Origin of the sequence: Cohnella sp. SGD-V74 (assembly GCF_003001675.1) — a bacterium.
Taxonomy (GTDB): domain Bacteria; phylum Bacillota; class Bacilli; order Paenibacillales; family Paenibacillaceae; genus Cohnella.
Genome location: NZ_PVYW01000022.1, coordinates 18,684 through 34,978, shown reverse-complemented (window position 1 = coordinate 34,978; position 16,295 = coordinate 18,684). Strand labels below are relative to the sequence as shown.

General features: G+C 58.6%; 14 protein-coding genes. 12 read left to right on the top strand and 2 right to left on the bottom strand.

The annotated features are described in order from the left end of the window. Window positions 1–45 precede the first annotated feature (45 nt). The 3 genes from liaF (at window position 46) to B0G52_RS27695 (ending at window position 2,540) form a co-directional block, all read left to right on the top strand. Window positions 46–684 (top strand): cell wall-active antibiotics response protein LiaF, encoded by a 639-nt coding sequence (gene liaF, locus B0G52_RS27705; RefSeq protein ID WP_094049392.1) that lies wholly within the window; start codon window positions 46–48, stop codon window positions 682–684. Between the two features lie 151 nt (window positions 685–835). Further along, window positions 836–1,879: a sensor histidine kinase gene (locus tag B0G52_RS27700; RefSeq protein WP_094049390.1), complete on the top strand. Its 1,044-nt coding sequence runs from the start codon at window positions 836–838 to the stop codon at window positions 1,877–1,879. 4 nt (window positions 1,880–1,883) lie between these two features. Continuing rightward, window positions 1,884–2,540: a response regulator gene (locus tag B0G52_RS27695; RefSeq protein ID WP_094049388.1), complete on the top strand. Its 657-nt coding sequence runs from the start codon at window positions 1,884–1,886 to the stop codon at window positions 2,538–2,540. On the opposite strand, the gene B0G52_RS27690 is transcribed toward B0G52_RS27695, so the two are convergent. Next, window positions 2,537–2,872 (bottom strand): hypothetical protein, encoded by a 336-nt coding sequence (locus B0G52_RS27690; protein ID WP_094049386.1) that lies wholly within the window; start codon window positions 2,870–2,872, stop codon window positions 2,537–2,539. The genes B0G52_RS27695 and B0G52_RS27690 overlap by 4 nt on opposite strands. A gap of 193 nt (window positions 2,873–3,065) precedes the next feature. Between B0G52_RS27690 and zwf the strand changes: the two genes are divergently transcribed. The 7 genes from zwf to B0G52_RS27655 all read left to right on the top strand — a co-directional run bounded on the left by zwf (window position 3,066) and on the right by B0G52_RS27655 (window position 13,686). After that, window positions 3,066–4,619 (top strand): glucose-6-phosphate dehydrogenase, encoded by a 1,554-nt coding sequence (gene zwf / locus B0G52_RS27685; protein WP_094049384.1) that lies wholly within the window; start codon window positions 3,066–3,068, stop codon window positions 4,617–4,619. Between the two features lie 235 nt (window positions 4,620–4,854). Next, window positions 4,855–8,517, top strand: a complete 3,663-nt coding sequence (locus B0G52_RS27680) for an ABC transporter ATP-binding protein (RefSeq protein WP_094049382.1) — start codon at window positions 4,855–4,857, stop codon at window positions 8,515–8,517. 89 nt (window positions 8,518–8,606) lie between these two features. Continuing rightward, complete coding sequence (locus B0G52_RS27675) at window positions 8,607–9,230, top strand: YhbD family protein (protein WP_094049380.1); 624 nt, start codon at window positions 8,607–8,609, stop codon at window positions 9,228–9,230. An 11-nt stretch (window positions 9,231–9,241) separates the two neighbouring features. After that, entirely contained in the window at window positions 9,242–9,928 is a 687-nt protein-coding gene (locus B0G52_RS27670; protein WP_094049378.1) for a hypothetical protein, read from the top strand. Then, window positions 9,921–10,592, top strand: a complete 672-nt coding sequence (locus B0G52_RS27665) for a hypothetical protein (protein ID WP_094049376.1) — start codon at window positions 9,921–9,923, stop codon at window positions 10,590–10,592. Before B0G52_RS27670 ends, B0G52_RS27665 begins: the two co-directional genes overlap by 8 nt. A gap of 269 nt (window positions 10,593–10,861) precedes the next feature. Then, window positions 10,862–12,448 (top strand): peptide chain release factor 3, encoded by a 1,587-nt coding sequence (locus tag B0G52_RS27660; RefSeq protein WP_094049374.1) that lies wholly within the window; start codon window positions 10,862–10,864, stop codon window positions 12,446–12,448. An 80-nt stretch (window positions 12,449–12,528) separates the two neighbouring features. After that, window positions 12,529–13,686 (top strand): alpha-D-ribose 1-methylphosphonate 5-triphosphate diphosphatase, encoded by a 1,158-nt coding sequence (locus B0G52_RS27655; RefSeq protein WP_094049372.1) that lies wholly within the window; start codon window positions 12,529–12,531, stop codon window positions 13,684–13,686. Here B0G52_RS27655 and sspI read toward each other — a convergent pair. Next, on the bottom strand, window positions 13,683–13,898 hold the full coding sequence (gene sspI / locus B0G52_RS27650) for a small acid-soluble spore protein SspI (RefSeq protein ID WP_094049370.1): 216 nt from the start codon (window positions 13,896–13,898) through the stop codon (window positions 13,683–13,685). The genes B0G52_RS27655 and sspI overlap by 4 nt on opposite strands. Window positions 13,899–13,957: 59 nt before the next feature. Between sspI and B0G52_RS27645 the strand changes: the two genes are divergently transcribed. Together B0G52_RS27645 and B0G52_RS27640 are read left to right on the top strand one after the other, a co-directional pair. Beyond that, complete coding sequence (locus tag B0G52_RS27645; RefSeq protein ID WP_483296165.1) at window positions 13,958–14,698, top strand: potassium channel family protein; 741 nt, start codon at window positions 13,958–13,960, stop codon at window positions 14,696–14,698. Beyond that, window positions 14,685–15,554 (top strand): TrmH family RNA methyltransferase, encoded by an 870-nt coding sequence (locus B0G52_RS27640; protein WP_094049368.1) that lies wholly within the window; start codon window positions 14,685–14,687, stop codon window positions 15,552–15,554. Before B0G52_RS27645 ends, B0G52_RS27640 begins: the two co-directional genes overlap by 14 nt. The last annotated feature ends 741 nt before the right edge of the window (window positions 15,555–16,295 follow it).

Genomic DNA, 16,295 nt, shown 5'->3' with positions numbered 1-16,295 from the left:
TCCCTGCGACAAGGAGACGAATACAGGCAGGAGGTGTGACCCGACATGAGAAGATCCAGCAACGCGATTGTGTTCATAGCAGCCGGAATTTACCTCGCGCTTGGCGCCGTGGCGGGTTACACGACGGTTAACGCGGTCCTGCTATTGCTGCTCGGCATTCATCGATACCGGTCCGATCGCTCCAGAGTATCGGTCGTCGTTATCGCGGTCAGCACGCTTGTGCTGATCGTGACCCAGTTCGCGCTTTTCGCCGTCGTGGTTCTAGTCTCGCTCGGCATTTATTATTTCCGGGCCAGACCTCCGGAATTCGGCACGCACGTCGGCAAGCATCGCTTGTTCGTGAACATGCGGCTCGACGAACAATCCTGGGTGCTGAACTCGATGAGCTATTGGCACGCGCTCGGGGAAATCCACATGGACATGTCGCTGGCCGTTCCCGAAGAGAAGGAGACGACGATCGTCCTGCAGGGCGTCGTAGGCAACGTGGACTTGATCGTTCCGGAGGACTACGGCTTGCAGGTGGACGCGTCCGTGCTGATCGGGCAAGCGACGTTCCGGCAAATTCAGGAGGGCGGCATGATGCAGCGTCTCTCGTGGAAATCGCCGAACTACGAGGAGTGCGAGCAGAAGCTGAAACTTCAGTTGTTTTATCTCGTAGGAGATATCAAAATACGTACAGTATAATGAACGTGCAGATGAAGGTTTAAGTAAAGCTTTAATTAAAGGTTCAAAAAGTCCGGTTTTCAGCACCGAGGCTGGTCGTTCGCCTTACGGCGAACTGCTCGCCCATGCATCCGGGAAGGTTGGATGAAGCTAGGAAGTGAGGAGGAGTCGCATGGAGTCTCGTAAAGTCACCAATATGGTTTGGCGCCACATGGGCGAGGCCGTGTTGTACTCCTTGGGCGTGGGCGCTCTTGTCGTTTATTTGCTGATCCGCTACGGTGTGGACGGCTCGTTCCATTCGCTGAACAAGGCGATTTCGTTCTCGCTGACGGCGATCGGAGTGTTGTCCGTTGCCGGGGCGGCTTTCGGTTTCTGGAGAAGCTTTCCGATACGCAATCGTCTGGAGATGCTCAGGGAGTCCATGGTGACGCTTGAGAAAGGGACCCCGTCCTTGCCGTTGCCGGATCTCGGCAAAGACGAGATCGGACGGCTCGGGGAGCAGCTCGGCAAGCTGGGCCGCAAGTGGGAGGACCAGGTCTCGTCGCTTCAACGCTTGTCCACCAACAACGCGGAGCTTGCCGCGCAAGCCCGGATGAGCGCGGTCGTCGAGGAGCGCCAGCGCTTGGCGCGGGAGCTGCACGACGCGGTCAGCCAGCAGCTGTTCGCGATCTCGATGACGGCGACGGCGGTCGGACGGACGATGGATCACGACTTCGAGCGGGCGCGCCGGCAGGTGGAGCTGATCGAAGAGATGGCTTCCGCGGCGCAATCCGAGATGAGGGCGCTGCTGCTGCATTTGCGTCCCGTGCATCTGGAAGGCAAGCGTCTGGCGCAAGCGATTCCCGAGCTCGTGGAAGAGATGAAGGCGAAGGTGCCGGTCGATATCGCCATCGATATCGAACAGGATTTGCCGCTGAACAAAGGCGTGGAAAACCATCTGTTCCGCATCGTGCAGGAGGCGCTGTCGAATACGCTCCGGCATTCGAAAGCGACGAAGATGGACATCGTGCTCCAGCGTCGCGGAGAAGCGGTGCGCCTGGGCATTCGGGACAACGGAATCGGCTTCGATACGCAGGTGAAGAAGCAGGCTTCCTACGGCATGACCAATATGGAAGAACGTGTGAACGAGCTTGGCGGGTCGCTGAACGTCGCGAGCGCGCCGGGCAAAGGAACGAGAATCGAAATCAGAGTGCCGTTGATGGCGGAAGGCGGTTGAGCGGATGGCGGCGGAACAGTCGTTGGTGCGGGTATTATTGGTGGACGATCACGAGATGGTGAGAATCGGTCTGGCGGCCGTGCTCGGCACGGAGGAGGGCATCGAAGTCGTCGGGGAAGCCGGCAACGGAATGGACGGGCTTCGCCTTGCGCGGGAATATTCTCCCGACGTCGTGCTGATGGATCTTGTGATGGAAGGAATGGACGGCATCGAGACGACGCGGCGGATCATGGAAGAGATGCCGGAATGCCGGGTCATCGTGCTGACCAGCTTCCTCGACGACGAGAAGATGTATCCCGTCATCGAGGCGGGCGCGTTCAGCTATCTGCTCAAAACTTCGCGAGCCTCCGAGATCGCCGACGCGATTCGAGCGGCGGCGCGCGGCCAATCGGTGCTCGAATCCCAGGTGGCTTCCAAAATGATGAACCGCTTCCGCCGCCCTCAGCAGACGGCGGCTCAGCCTCACGAGGATTTGACCGAGCGGGAGATGGAAGTGCTCAAGCTGATCGCCCTGGGCAAGTCGAACCAGGAGATCGCGGACGATCTGTTCATCGGCATCAAGACGGTCAAATACCACCTGACGAACCTGTTCGGCAAGCTCGGCGTGGAGGATCGCACGCAGGCGGCCATCTACGCGCACCGGAACGGGCTGGCGGATTAGATCGGCCAGACCGCCTTCACGCGAGCCAGGGAGATGACCGACTTGGACGAATTGATCTCCATCGGCGGCTCCAGCCCCATTTTCCCCCAGTAGGCAGGTTCGGAATCGATCGGTTCCTCGTACTCCGAAGCGCTGATCTCGACATGCTGCTTGGATTTGCGTCCCCGCTTGACGGGCCGGGCCGTTCGCTCTCCGTTAAGTACGAGCGTCGAAGTCCCGCACGAGGTCAATACCCCCGTATGGCGGGCATCGTCGTAAGTGACGACGCACACCGCGCGGCCGTAGAGCGGCCGAAGCGAGTACTCGTCTACGGAATAATCATCGTCGAACATGGTAGGCCAACCTCCTGGGTGATCGATTTGATGCATTGTATTCCCGGCGTGACATACGTGTACGGGCGTTTACCCATCCAAGTGGAAAAGACAGTTAAAAACATAGCGTTGTCCCTCTAATTGTGCTACACTACAATTCATGAGATTTGACAAAATCGGCTCATCCAATCCTGCCTAAGAAAGATGAGGATTCATGACGGACAACAAAATCGATACAGTCTCCGCTCCTGCAGCGGTCTATTTCATTTTCGGAGCCACGGGCGACCTTGCCCGCCGCAAACTGTTCCCGGCCTTATACAGCTTATACCGCGAAGGCAAGCTCGGAGAGCGGTTCGCCGTCGTCGGACTGGCGCGCAGGCCGCGCACGAACGAGCAATTCCGCGACGACGTGTTCTCGTCCATCGGCGAATTTTGCCGCTACAAGCCCGAGGAGAACGAAGTGTGGAGCGCTTTTTCCGATCATTTTACATACTTATCGCTGGATACCGGCAACGTCGACGCGTTTAAGCAATTGAAGGAGCATACGGAGCAGGTGGAAGCCGCCTATGGCATTCCCGGCAACCGTCTGTTCTATTTGGCGCTTGCGCCGGAGCTGTTCGGCAGCGTGTCGCGCAATCTGCGCGACGGCGGCATGCTGGAGAGCGCGGGCTGGCACAGGCTCGTCATCGAGAAGCCGTTCGGCTACGATTATCCTTCCGCCGAGAAGCTCAATGAGGAGATCCGCCAAGTGTTCCGAGAGGACGAAGTGTTCCGCATCGACCATTACCTGGGTAAGGAAATGGTGCAGAACATCGAGGTCATTCGGTTCGCGAACGCCTTCTTCGAGCCGTTGTGGAACAAAAACCATATCGCCAACGTGCAGATCACGCTGTCGGAGACGGTCGGCGTAGAGGATCGCGGGGCGTACTACAATAAATCCGGAGCGCTCAGGGATATGGTGCAGAACCATATGCTCCAGATGCTGACGATGATCGCGATGGAGCCGCCGGGCCGTCTGGACCCGGAGAGCATTCGCGACGAGAAAGTGAAAGTGCTGCGCTCCGTCAGAAGATACGCTTCGGAGGAAGAAGTTCGCGAACACATCGTGCGCGGCCAGTATTCCAGCGGATCGCTTAAAGGCAAAGAGCTTAAGGGCTATCGCGAGGAGGATAACGTCGATCCGGCATCGGTGACGGAGACGTTCTTCGCGGCCAAGCTGTTCGTCGAGAACTTCCGCTGGGCGGGCGTTCCGTTCTATGTGCGCACGGGCAAGCGGCTTCCGGTCAAGTCGACGGAGATCGTCGTCGAATTCAAAAACGTGCCGGGCAACGTCCTGTTCGCCAGGAAGCAAGATCTGCAGCCGAACCTGCTCGTCATCCGCGTCAATCCGATGGAAGGCATCTACTTCCGGATCAACGCCAAGACGCCGGGCAACGATCTGAATATCCAGCCGGTCGCGATGGAGTTCTGCCAGAGCTGTCTGGTCGGCATCAATACGCCGGAAGCGTACGAGCGTCTTCTGTTCGACGCGGCCCGCGGCGAAGGCACGTACTTCACCCGCTGGGACGAATTGGCGGCCGCATGGAAGATCGTCGATCCGATCGCCGCGGCGTGGAGAGACTATGCGGTCTCGCCCGATTTGTATCCGGCGGGCTCTTGGGGGCCGGAGCGCGCGCAGCAGCTGCTCCACGACGAGGGGCATCACTGGTGGCCGGTGAACGGTCAGGACGAAGACAACGTCATATGGGTGTCCAACACGGACAAGTGAAGGGCAGCAACCGCGTCTAAAATATACGATATCAGTTAGAGAGACGATTCATTGGGAACGAGCCGGTCTTTGTAGGCCGGTGTCCCAACGGAATCGTCTCTTTTTTTGCGTGCAAGCGGAATTCGGCATTTTTATAATTGATAATGATTATCATTATTTGTATACTTCAATCATAAAAGAATGCGTTCCCATTGCTTCCGGCATTCTCATATCATTCATTGGTGGAGGAAGAGTCATGTCCAATAAGCCGAAAAAACCGGCCAAAAGCAAGCGCCCGTCCCCCGTTAAGAAGCTGATGCCTTATCTTCGGCGCAGAAAAGCCCCGTTAATCGGTTCGATGCTGCTGTCCGTGCTGGCTTCGGCGCTGGGCCTTGTGCCTTATGCGGTCGTTTATTTGCTGTGCGTTCATCTTCTGGACGGGACGGAAGATTCGGCCGTCTACGCGCAGCTCGCCGGCGCGGCGCTGATTGCGGTCGTCCTGAAGGGCGTCTTCATGATGCTGTCGGCCAACCTCGCGCACAAGGCCGCTTACGACATCATCTACGAGGTTCGGCTCGATCTGGCGGATAAGCTGACCAAGCTTCCGCTCGGCTATTTCGACCGCAATGACATCGGCAGCATCAAGCATACGATGAACGAGGACGCCGAGCAGTTGGAAGAGGGCGTAGCCCACCTCATTCCCGACTTGACGATCGCCATCGCCATTCCCGTGCTGACCTTTGCTCTGATGCTGACGCTCGATTGGAGGCTGGCGCTCGCTTCCTTCGCTTTCATTCCGATTTTGAGCGCCGCGTTCTCCTACGCGAACAGCAAGATCAAGCCGCTCGCCCCGCTGTTCGCGGAGTTCAACGCCTTGGTCAGCTCGGCTCTGCTGCGGTACGTGTACGGGATGAAGGTGATCCGCGCGTTCGCCCGGTCTGAATCGGCCTATGCGGAATACAGCCGCATCATCCGGCAGTCGGCCGAGCTGGGCGAGCGCACCGAAGCGCAGAGCGTCGCCGGCAAGTCACTGGCGGCCGGCCTGTCGCAGATGCCGCTGCTCGTCGTCGTACCGGTCGGCATCGGCCTCCATGCGGCCGGACAGATTACGCTGCCGCTGTTTATTTTGTTTATCCTGCTGACGATCGGGATCGGCAATACGCTGCTGAAGGCGTTCCGCACGAGCGGCCAGATTTCGTTCCGTCTGGCGGGCGTCACCCGCAAGGTGACGGGACTGCTGGAGCAGCCCGAACTGCCTCAGCCGGAGCGGGCGCTGGAACCCGAGGGAACGGCAATCGTCTTCGACCGCGTAAGCTTCGCCTACGACGACAAGCGGGAAGCGCTCAAGGACGTTTCTTTTACGGTGCGGGAAGGGACGTTTACCGCCTTGGTCGGCTCTTCCGGAGCGGGCAAGACGACGATCGCCCGGCTGCTGCCCCGTTTCTGGGACGTAACGGAAGGCTCGGTCTCGATCGGCGGCGTCGACGTTCGCCAGATGGACGGCGAGGCGCTGATGCGGATGATTTCGTACGTGTTCCAGGACGTGTATTTGTTCCAAGGGACGATTATGGACAACATTCGCATGGGAAGGCCGGACGCGACCGACGAGGAAGTGATCGAGGCGGCGCGGAGAGCCCGCTGCCACGACTTTATCGCCGCTCTTCCCGACGGTTACCGCACCGTAGTCGGAGAAGGCGGCGGCAAGCTGAGCGGCGGTCAGCGGCAGCGCATCAGCATCGTGAGGGCGTTCCTTAAGCAGGCTCCGATTCTGATCCTGGACGAAGCGACGGCGCTGATCGATCCGGAGAACGAGGCCCGCATCCAGGACGCGATCAACGAATTGATAAATCCGGCCGAAGGAAAGCCGAAAACGGTATTGATGATCGCCCACCGTCTGCATACCGTCGTGCATGCCGACCAGATCGTCGTCGTGGAAGATGGCCGGGCAGCCGCCTGCGGCACGCATGAGCAGCTTCTCGCTTCCAACGAAGGCTATCGCAAGCAGTGGGAAGCCTACACGCAGCTTCCGGAGGAAGGCTCCGTCTTCGCGGAAGATATTGCGGCCGCACGCGAAGCGTCGGCGGCACCTTCGTCCGCCGAAGGTCTGCCGCCGACGGCAGCGCAGGCGACGGGCCGGAAGGACGACGAACCGGGCGAGGATTTGTATCCGCAGCTTGGCAGCCTGCCGCTGATGCAGAAGTCGTTCGTCCTCGCCGAGGACGAACAGGATCGCAAACGGCTGAAGAAGGCCTACTGGCGCACGCTGGTGGAAAGCCCGTTCATCAGTCTTGCGCCGATCTTCGTCGCGCTGGCGGTCGCCGGCATGTCCGCAGGCGAAGCCGACAAGGCCTGGCTGTACGCGGCAGCGATGGGCGTCGGCTTTCTGATCCAGGGCTTGCTGTACTATCGGACGAATACGGTGCTGTTCCCGTTCTATTCGAAGCTGTCCTCCAACGTCCGGCTTTATTTGGGCAGACGGCTGAAAAGCCTGCCCCTCGGCTTCTTCGCCGGCCGCGAGACGGCGACCTTGGAGACGCGGATCAAGCAGGACGCCATGATGACGGGCTTCCTGCCGGCGCTCGTCACGATGGTCATCAAGGGGACGATCGCGCCGATCGTGACGTTGATCGCGCTGCTGTGGATCGATTGGCCGCTCGCGCTGATCGCGGCGGCGGGCATCCCGCTCAGCCTGCTCGTCACGATGCTGGCCGACCGCCGCTTCCAGCAGGTCATGACCCGTCTCCAGGAGGCGCGGGACAGAGCCAACGCCCGCATTGTCGATTTCATTCGGGGCATCTCGGTCGTTCGGGCTTTCGGTCTGGCCCGGAGCTCGCTGATCGGGTACAAGGACACGATGGACGAATACCGGCGCAGCAGCATCGCGATCAACAACGGCGTGTCGCCTTACTCTGCGCTTAACGGCATCGTGTTCGAACTCGGATTCGTCGCCGTTATCGTTGCAGGCGGCTTCCGCTACGCGAACGGCTCGCTGGACGGCCTGAGCTTCATCTGCTTCATGATGCTGGCTTCCGTGCTGTACGAACCGCTGCCGATGATCGACTATATGGCGGGCAGGCGCATGATGCATGCGACCGTTCACAATTTGAACGAAATTGTGCTGGAGGACGATCTGTCCCAGCCGAAGGCGGGAGAGGAGCGGCTGCCGCAGGGGCATGAAATCGAGCTGCGCGGCGTGAGCTTCGGTTACGACAGCGGCAAGCCGGTGCTTAAGGGCGTCGATCTGACAATACCGGCCAAAGGTGTGACGGCGCTGGTCGGACCGTCCGGAGGCGGCAAGACGACGACGCTGAATCTGATCGCGAGGTTCTGGGACGCGGCGGAAGGAAGCGTGTCCGTCGGTGGAGTCGACGTGCGCGAGATGAGGCACGATACGTTGATGACCCAAGTCTCGTTCGTATTCCAGGACGTGTATCTGTTCCCGGACAGCATTCTCGCCAACATCAAGTACGGCAATCCCGAAGCGACGACGGAGCAGGTCGTTGCGGCGGCCAAGGCGGCTCGCTGCCACGAGTTCATCATGGAGCTGCCGGACGGCTACGATACGCGGATCAGCGAAGGCGGAGGCACGCTGTCCGGGGGACAGAGGCAGCGGATCAGCATCGCGAGGGCGATTCTGAAGGACGCCCCGATCGTACTGCTGGACGAGGCGACGGCCAGCGTAGATCCGGAGAACGAGCGGCACATTCGCGAGGCGCTGCAAGCTCTGGCCGCCGACAAGACCGTCGTGATGGTCGCGCACCGCCTGCACACGATCCGACAAGCCGATCTGATCGCGGTCATGCAGGACGGGCAAGTGGTGCAGATCGGGAAGCACGAGGAACTGCTCGCCCAGGAAGGGGTGTACCGCACGTTCTGGGAGGAACGCAGCCGAGCGGAGCGTTGGCAGGTGCAGCATTAAGAAGGAATGAGCCCGATGTTGACGTCGGGTTCATTTTTTTGTTGTATAACGTAACAGTGTTATGTTACGATGTTGTCGGAGGGATGAAGATGGAGCGAGATTTAATATCCAAGAAGGAGCTGTTGGACGAGAAAGGCATCTCCTACGGGCAGTTGTACCGATGGAAACGCAAGCAGCTCATTCCCGAAGACTGGTTTATCCGCAAATCCACATTTACAGGGCAGGAAACGTTTTTTCCGCGCGATCTCGTCTTGGCCCGCATCGATAAAATCATGAATATGAAAGACGATTTGTCGCTGGATGAGCTGGCCGACAAGCTGTCTCCGGCGCTGCCGGATTACGAGATGCGCAAGTCGGACTTAGTGAAACGAAACATTGTTTCGTCCATTGTGCTGCAGCGTTTCGCGTCGGAAGACGACGACTCGCTGGTGTACGCGTTCGACAAACTGCTGTATTTCTACGTTGTCGACAAGCTGCTGCAGGCGGGGGAGATGAGCATGGAGGAAGGGGAGCGGTTGCTGGAGGCGCTTCGGGAGCATTTTCCGAAGTTCGCGGGCAAAGCCTGCGATCTGGTGTTCACGCGCAAGATGGGGGTCTCGTCGTTCGCGTTGCTGTCCGCCCCGTCCGAATTGTACTTCGAGAGCGGCGTTAAGGTCGTCGCGCGGATTTCCATGACGGAATGCATCGAGCAGTTAAAAGGAAAATGGGTGTAGGAGGAGATCGTATGAATCAACCGGCGCAAGGGGATTTGGTCATTAACGGAGTGAGCACGGCGAGCGGCGGACAATACGGCAGAGTGAAAATAGACGGGGTAGGCACGGTCGAGGGCGATATCGTCTGCGCCGATTTCGATTGCAACGGGATGACGAAGATTCGGGGCAGCTTGGCCGCGGATACGATGGATGCGGACGGCATGTTCACGATTGATGGGCACTTGTCTGCGGCGAGGTCGTTCGTTGACGGGCATATGAAGGTGAGAGGCTCGTTAAAGGGAGACAGCTTCTCGGTGAACGGCCTGATTCGCGTCGACGGAAACTGCGAGATCGAGAGCTTTCGCGCGGAAGGCGCGTTCGAGGTGGGCGGTCTGCTCAACGTCGGGACGATGGACGTTCTTCTCCAAGGCCGGGGCAAGGCGGGGGAAATCGGCGGCGAATCGATTCGGGTCGTACGGAAGTCGAGCGGTCCACTGAACAAGCTGCTCTCGTGGTTCGTGCCGCGCTTGGCGACTGAGCTGCATGTGGAGTCGATCGAAGGAGACGTGATTGACCTGGAGTATACCCAGGCGGAAGTCGTGCGCGGCAACCGGGTCCGTATCGGCAAAGGCTGCACGATCGGGTTGGTCGAATACAGAACGGAATTTAGCGCGCACCCGGGCGCGAAAATCGGCAAGGAGGCGAAGGTCGGTGACTGAACAAGCGAGACGCGATGTGAAAATGGTTGGAGAGACGAGTTCGGCGGGCGGGTATTTTCGGAAAGTCAGGTTGACGGGTGAAAGCACGTTTTCCGGAGATGTGGATTGCATCAAGCTGACGCAGATCGGCGAGCTTGAGATCGCCGGCGGCTTGACGGTCGGGGAGATGAAAATGACCGGGGAATGCCAGGTTCGCGGCAGGCTGAACGGAGGCAAGGTGAGCGGACGAGGGGAACTGGAGGTCAAGACGCACCTGCGAGGGGAAGCGGTCAAGTTCACAGGTAACATCGTAACCGGCGGGGACTGCGGAGCGGGCATGTTCAAGATGGACGGGGCTTTCTCCGTTGCGGGACTGCTCAGCGCGGATACGCTGGACGTCCGGATGTACGGTCCTTGCGTGGCGAAGGAGATCGGCGGGTCCAAAATCTTCGTGCGCAGAAGTCGGGCCAAGAAGCTGCTCAGCCTGGTTAACGGGGGAGGCGATTGCAAGCTGAACGCGGAGCAGATCGAAGGGGACGTCGTCGCGCTGGAGCATACGGAAGCCGACGTTGTTCGCGGCAATCGCGTCGAGATCGGTCCGGGATGCCGGATCGGGCGGGTCGAGTATCGCAGCGAGGTGGATATTCACAAGAGCGCGGACGTGCAAGAGGTTGTACAGGTATAGTCAAGGAAACAAACCGAATGTCCGGGCGGACCGCCGCGGCTTCGGATTGCTGACCGGGAAGGGATGGAATAGGCCCGTGTTCACCTTCGGGCGGAGGGACTGTCCCATAAGTCAGGGCAACCCAAATGATCAATAAAAGAATGGGGATATATCCCCATGTTCATGAGTCGATCATTTGAAGTTATTGTCTTCCAGTGACTTATGGGACAGTTCTTTTTGTTGTGCTATAATGGAAGCTGTTATTTTATCGTGAAGGGAACTATCCGAGGATGAGCCAAAAGACAAGCGAGGAATTGCGGCGGGAAGTGGAGAAGCGCCGTACTTTCGCGATTATTTCCCACCCCGATGCGGGGAAAACGACTTTGACGGAGAAGCTGCTCCTGTACGGGGGAGCGATTCACGTCGCCGGCTCGGTCAAAGCGCGCAAAGCGGCGCGCCACGCGACGAGCGACTGGATGGAGATCGAGAAGCAGCGGGGAATTTCCGTTACGTCCTCCGTCATGCAATTTCAATATGAAGGCAAGCAAGTGAACATTCTGGATACGCCGGGTCACCAAGACTTCAGCGAAGACACGTACCGGACGCTGACGGCCGCGGACAGCGCGGTTATGCTCATCGACGTTGCCAAAGGCGTGGAAGCCCAGACAATCAAGCTGTTCCAGGTGTGCAGCAAGCGGGGCATTCCGATTTTCACGTTCATCAATAAGCTGGACCGCGAAGGTCAAGATCCGTTCGAGCTGCTCGAAGAGATCGAGCGCGTGCTCGGCATCCGTTCGGTGCCGATGAACTGGCCGATCGGCATGGGCCGGGAGCTGTGCGGCGTGTACGACCGGATGAAAAATCAGGTAGAGCTGTTCCAGGGCAAGGACCACTCCGCGATCGAAGTCCGCAAAACGTCCGACTATCGCGATCCGCTCATTAAGGAGATGGCCGGCGACTATTTGGCGGAGAAGCTGGCGCAGGAGCTGGAACTGCTCGACGTCGCGGGCGACTCGTTCGACTACGAGAAGGTGAGCACGGGGCAGCTGACTCCGGTGTTTTTCGGCAGCGCCGTCAACAACTTCGGGGTACAGACGTTCCTGGAGAACTTCCTGGAGCTGGCTCCGCAGCCGACCGAGCGCAAGACGACCGACGGCACGGTCGCTCCGGAGGAAGAGAAGTTCTCCGGCTACATCTTCAAGATTCAGGCGAATATGAACCCGGCGCACCGCGACCGGATCGCGTTCCTGCGCATCTGCTCGGGGAAATTCCAGCGCGGAATGAGCGTCCGCCACGTCCGGGCCGGCAAGGAGATCAAGCTGTCTCAGCCGCAGCAATTTCTGGCGCAGGACCGCGATATCGTCGAGACGGCGTATCCGGGCGATATTATCGGCTTGTTCGATCCGGGCGTTTTCCGCATCGGGGACAGCTTGAGCGAAGGACGCGACGTCGTGTTCAACGAGCTGCCGACGTTTTCTCCGGAAATTTTCTCCAAAGTATCGATCAAAAACGCTCTGAAGCAGAAGCAATATCTGAAAGGGCTGGATCAACTGACTGAGGAAGGCATGGTGCAGGTATTCCGTTCGGTGGGCGCGTTCGAGGATACGTATCTCGGCGTCGTCGGGCAGCTTCAGTTCGAGGTGTTCGAATACCGGATGAAGAACGAATACGGCGTCGACATTCAACTGTTCCGCACGCCGTTCCAATTCGCTCGCTGGGTCGTAGGCGGCAAGGTCGATCCGACGAAATTCCGCATCAATTCGATTCTCGTCAAGGACAAGAACGACGTGGACGTCGCTCTGTTCGAGAACGAGTACGCGATGCGCACGGCGATGGAACGGATGCCTGAACTGCAATTCCTGGAAGTCGCTCCTTAACGGAACATTCGACGGGAGCCTGTCGCCTTGAGGGGCGGCGGGCTCTTTTATAACCAGTAGAGGAAGAAGGCGGAAGCGCGATGGGCAAACGGTTGGCGATCAGGGGCGGTCTCGTCGTCCGTCCGGACGGCGTAAGCCAAGGGGATTTGACGATTGAGGACGGAATCATCGCGGCGATAGACGGAGCCGGGAGCGCAGGCGATTCAGCGGACATCGATGCGGAAGGCTGCTGGGTGCTGCCCGGTCTCATCGATCTGCATTGCGATGCGATCGAGAAGGAGGTCGAGCCGCGGCCCAATACGCTGTTTCCGATGGAGATGGCGTTCCTGCAGTTCGAGCGCAAGCTGGCCGGACACGGCATCACGACGATGCTTCATTCGCTGTCGCTTGGCGTAGGCTTAAGTCTGCGGGGCGAGCATCTTGTCGGGGAGATGATCGAACTGATCGCCGCCATGCGCAAGGAGAGGGCGATGATTCGCCATGGCGTGCATTTGCGGTACGAGGTGTCCCATCTGACCGGCTTCGAGCTGGCGCGGCGGCTGTTGTCCGAAGGGCTGCTCGATTACTTGTCCTTGATGGACCATGCGCCGGGTCAAGGTCAATATCACCGGCCGGGCGCGTTCGAACGATACGTGATGAAAAATCAGGGAGTCGGAGTCGACGAAGTCGCGGCGATCGTGGAGGAATTGCAGGAGAGAAGAAGCCGGGTCGATTGGAGCAAGCTTAAGGCGCTCACGGCACAGGCGCGCACGGCCGGCATCGCTGTCGCCTCTCACGACGACGACACGGCGGAGGCGGTGGAACGTTCGCTCGGTTTCGGGGCGACGGTGTCGGAGTTTCCGCTGAACCTGGATACCGCCCGATTCGCTTCCGCCCGAGGGATGGGCGTATGCGTCGGAGCTCCCAACATCGTTCGCGGCGGCTCGCACGACGGGAACTTGAAGGCGAGCGAAGCCGTCCGCGAAGGCGTTGCGGATATTTTGTGCTCGGACTATCATCCGGCGTCGCTGCTTCATGCGATCTTCTGTCTGGAGTCCGAAGGCGTGCCGCTGCACCATGCGGTCAATATGGCGACCCTGAATCCGGCGGCGGCTTTGGGGCGCGACGATACGCTCGGTTCGCTGAAGATCGGCAAACGCGCGGACGTCATCGTCGTGGGGAAAATACGCGGCATCCCGGTCGTCCGCTGCACGATCGTCGATGGAACGGTCGTGCATGAGACGCGGGATATCGGTTAGGCGTGGCCGGCCGGCAGCTGCTTCTGCAGCACGGTCACCATTTTCTTCCGGGCGGCTTCGGTGCTGTTCTTCCAGATGATCTCGAACAGGACGCCGAGACCCGGCAGCGCCATCTCTTCGGAGTCGATCGAGCCTTCGATGATGTCGGTCAATTCGGTGTCTTCCTTGCCTTGCACTCGCTGAACAATCGCTTGTCTGAGGTCCAATTCCACGGACTAGCCCTCCTGTAGGAAAAGATTCCCGAATAGATTTCCCCGACGGCTCGATGCTTATGCCCGCGAACGATTATGATATAATGAGCGCATGGATGAGAAGGCGAGGAGGAACGGAGTTGGCCAAGAAACCGCACGGGAAAAAACAGTTCGCCATCATTGGCCTGGGCCGGTTTGGCTCGAGCGTGGCGAAGTACTTGGCGGAGATGGGGTACGAGGTGCTGGCCGTGGACGACAACGCGCAGCGCGTGCAGGACGTGGCGCACGCGGTCACGCATGCGGTGGCTGCCGATTCGACGGACGAGGAAGCGATGAGTTCGCTCGGAATCCGCAACTTCGACGTCGTCGTCGTGGCGATCGGGCAGGACATTCAATCAAGCATATTGACGACCTTGATCCTGAAGGATCTCGGCGTTCCCTATATTATCGTAAAGGCGCAGAACGAGCTGCACGGCAAGGTGCTCAACAAGATCGGCGCGGACAAAGTCGTGTTCCCCGAGCGGGATATGGGGCTGCGCGTCGCGCATCATCTGATCTCTCCGAACATTCTGGAGCATATCGAGCTGTCTCCGGATTACAGCATCGTGGAGATGAGATTGCCTTCGGCCATGATCGGGAAAAACCTGAAGCAGCTCGACATCCGGCAGAAGTACAACTGCAACGTGCTGGCGGTGAAGCGCAGCGGCGAGATGAACATTACTCCGAGCGCGGACGAGCCGCTTATTCGCGACGACGTCCTCGTCATCGTGGGCAAGAACGAACAATTAACGAAGCTGGAGCAGGCGCATGCGGAACTTTGAACCTTATTTGAGCTCGGCGTCCAATCCGCGCGTCAAGGAATGGGCCAAGCTGTCGGAACGGAAATATCGGGAGCGGGAAGGCAAATTTCTGCTGGAGGGCATCCACCTCGTGAAGGAGGCGCTGGAGGCCGGCTGGCCTCTTGAAGTCGTCGCTTTCGACGAGGGCTCGGGCGTATTGGCGCAATTCGAAACGTACATAGGGGAAGACTGGGGCATCGGGACGGCAGGGACGGGGCCGGAGACGAAGTGGATTCCCGTGTCGCCCGACATTATCGCCAAGTGCAGCGAGACGGGGACGCCTCAGCCGATCTTCGCCGTGGCGCTTAAGCGTCCTCCCGATGCGGAGTCGCTGTACAAGGAAGAGCGCGCATTGGTCGCGGTGCTGGACGGCGTGCAGGACCCTGGCAACGTAGGCACGATCATCCGCAGCGCCGCCGCAAGCGGAGCGACGGCCGTCGTGCTGGGCAAAGGGACGGCTGACCTGTACAATCCGAAGACGATCCGGGCGACGATGGGGGCGCTGTTCCACGTTCCCGTGCTGGAGGCGGATTTGGCAGAGGCGCTGCCTCGGGCGGCCGAACATGGCGCCTCCATCGTTGGCACCAGCTTGCAAGCCGCCCGCTCGTGCTACGAGTACGATTTCTCGGCGGGCAGCGTCTGGCTCGTCTTCGGCAACGAAGGCGCCGGTTTATCTTCGGAGACAAGCGCATTCGTGCATACGAATGTAATTATTCCGATGACCGGGCGGGCGGAGTCACTCAACGTCGCCATGGCGGCTACGGTGCTGCTGTTCGAGGCTCAGCGTCGGCGGACGTGTAACAAACAAACAAACAATTTCTGTCCATTCCCCAAATAACTGTCCCTCAATAAAAATAACTGTCTACAAACGTACTGAAGAGGGGGTACTGGCTGGCTGGTGATTCACCCAACCAATCCCCCAGTCTTTTCCCTTTCTTCCCTCCTTCAAATTCGCTCCATCTCACCTCACAATAACCCCGCCCAACCGCCCCCAATTCATCCCGTATTTCACTCGCCCAACACATCCAACACCCTCCACCTGAATCACCTCAAGCCTATCAAACTCTCTCGGGCATTTAATCTCACCAAGAATCGTTGAATCAGGCAGGATTCAGCAGGGTTTTCTCCAATCATTCCTCACAATAAAATCGCAATAAACTCAGATGTTTCTTTGCTGGGATCCGGTGTTAATCGAGCATTTATTCATGTTGCTTTTCAATGCTATTCTCCGATTAGAATCGGGCTAACTCTGGTGAAGAATCCTGCGAATCCACCTGCAAATTGGACACTAATTATTATCTCGTTTCGTTCACAATTGAACTAGTTTTCTTCCAGTTTTGAGTCGGTTAAACCTCACATGAGTGGACAGCAATTATTATTCAGATTTTGAGGGGGAAAGGCTGGGAGGACAAGTGGGAGAGGGGGAGTGGGGATTTGGGGGAGGGGGTTGGGATTGGACAGTAATTTTTATGGTTTTACAAAGTAGAGCTATTTTTGGGGTGATACCAGTTGATCAGTGGGAATGTGCTCTTCCAAAAGGGGAGATTACTAAAATCATTAGATAAATTTCAAAGAATAT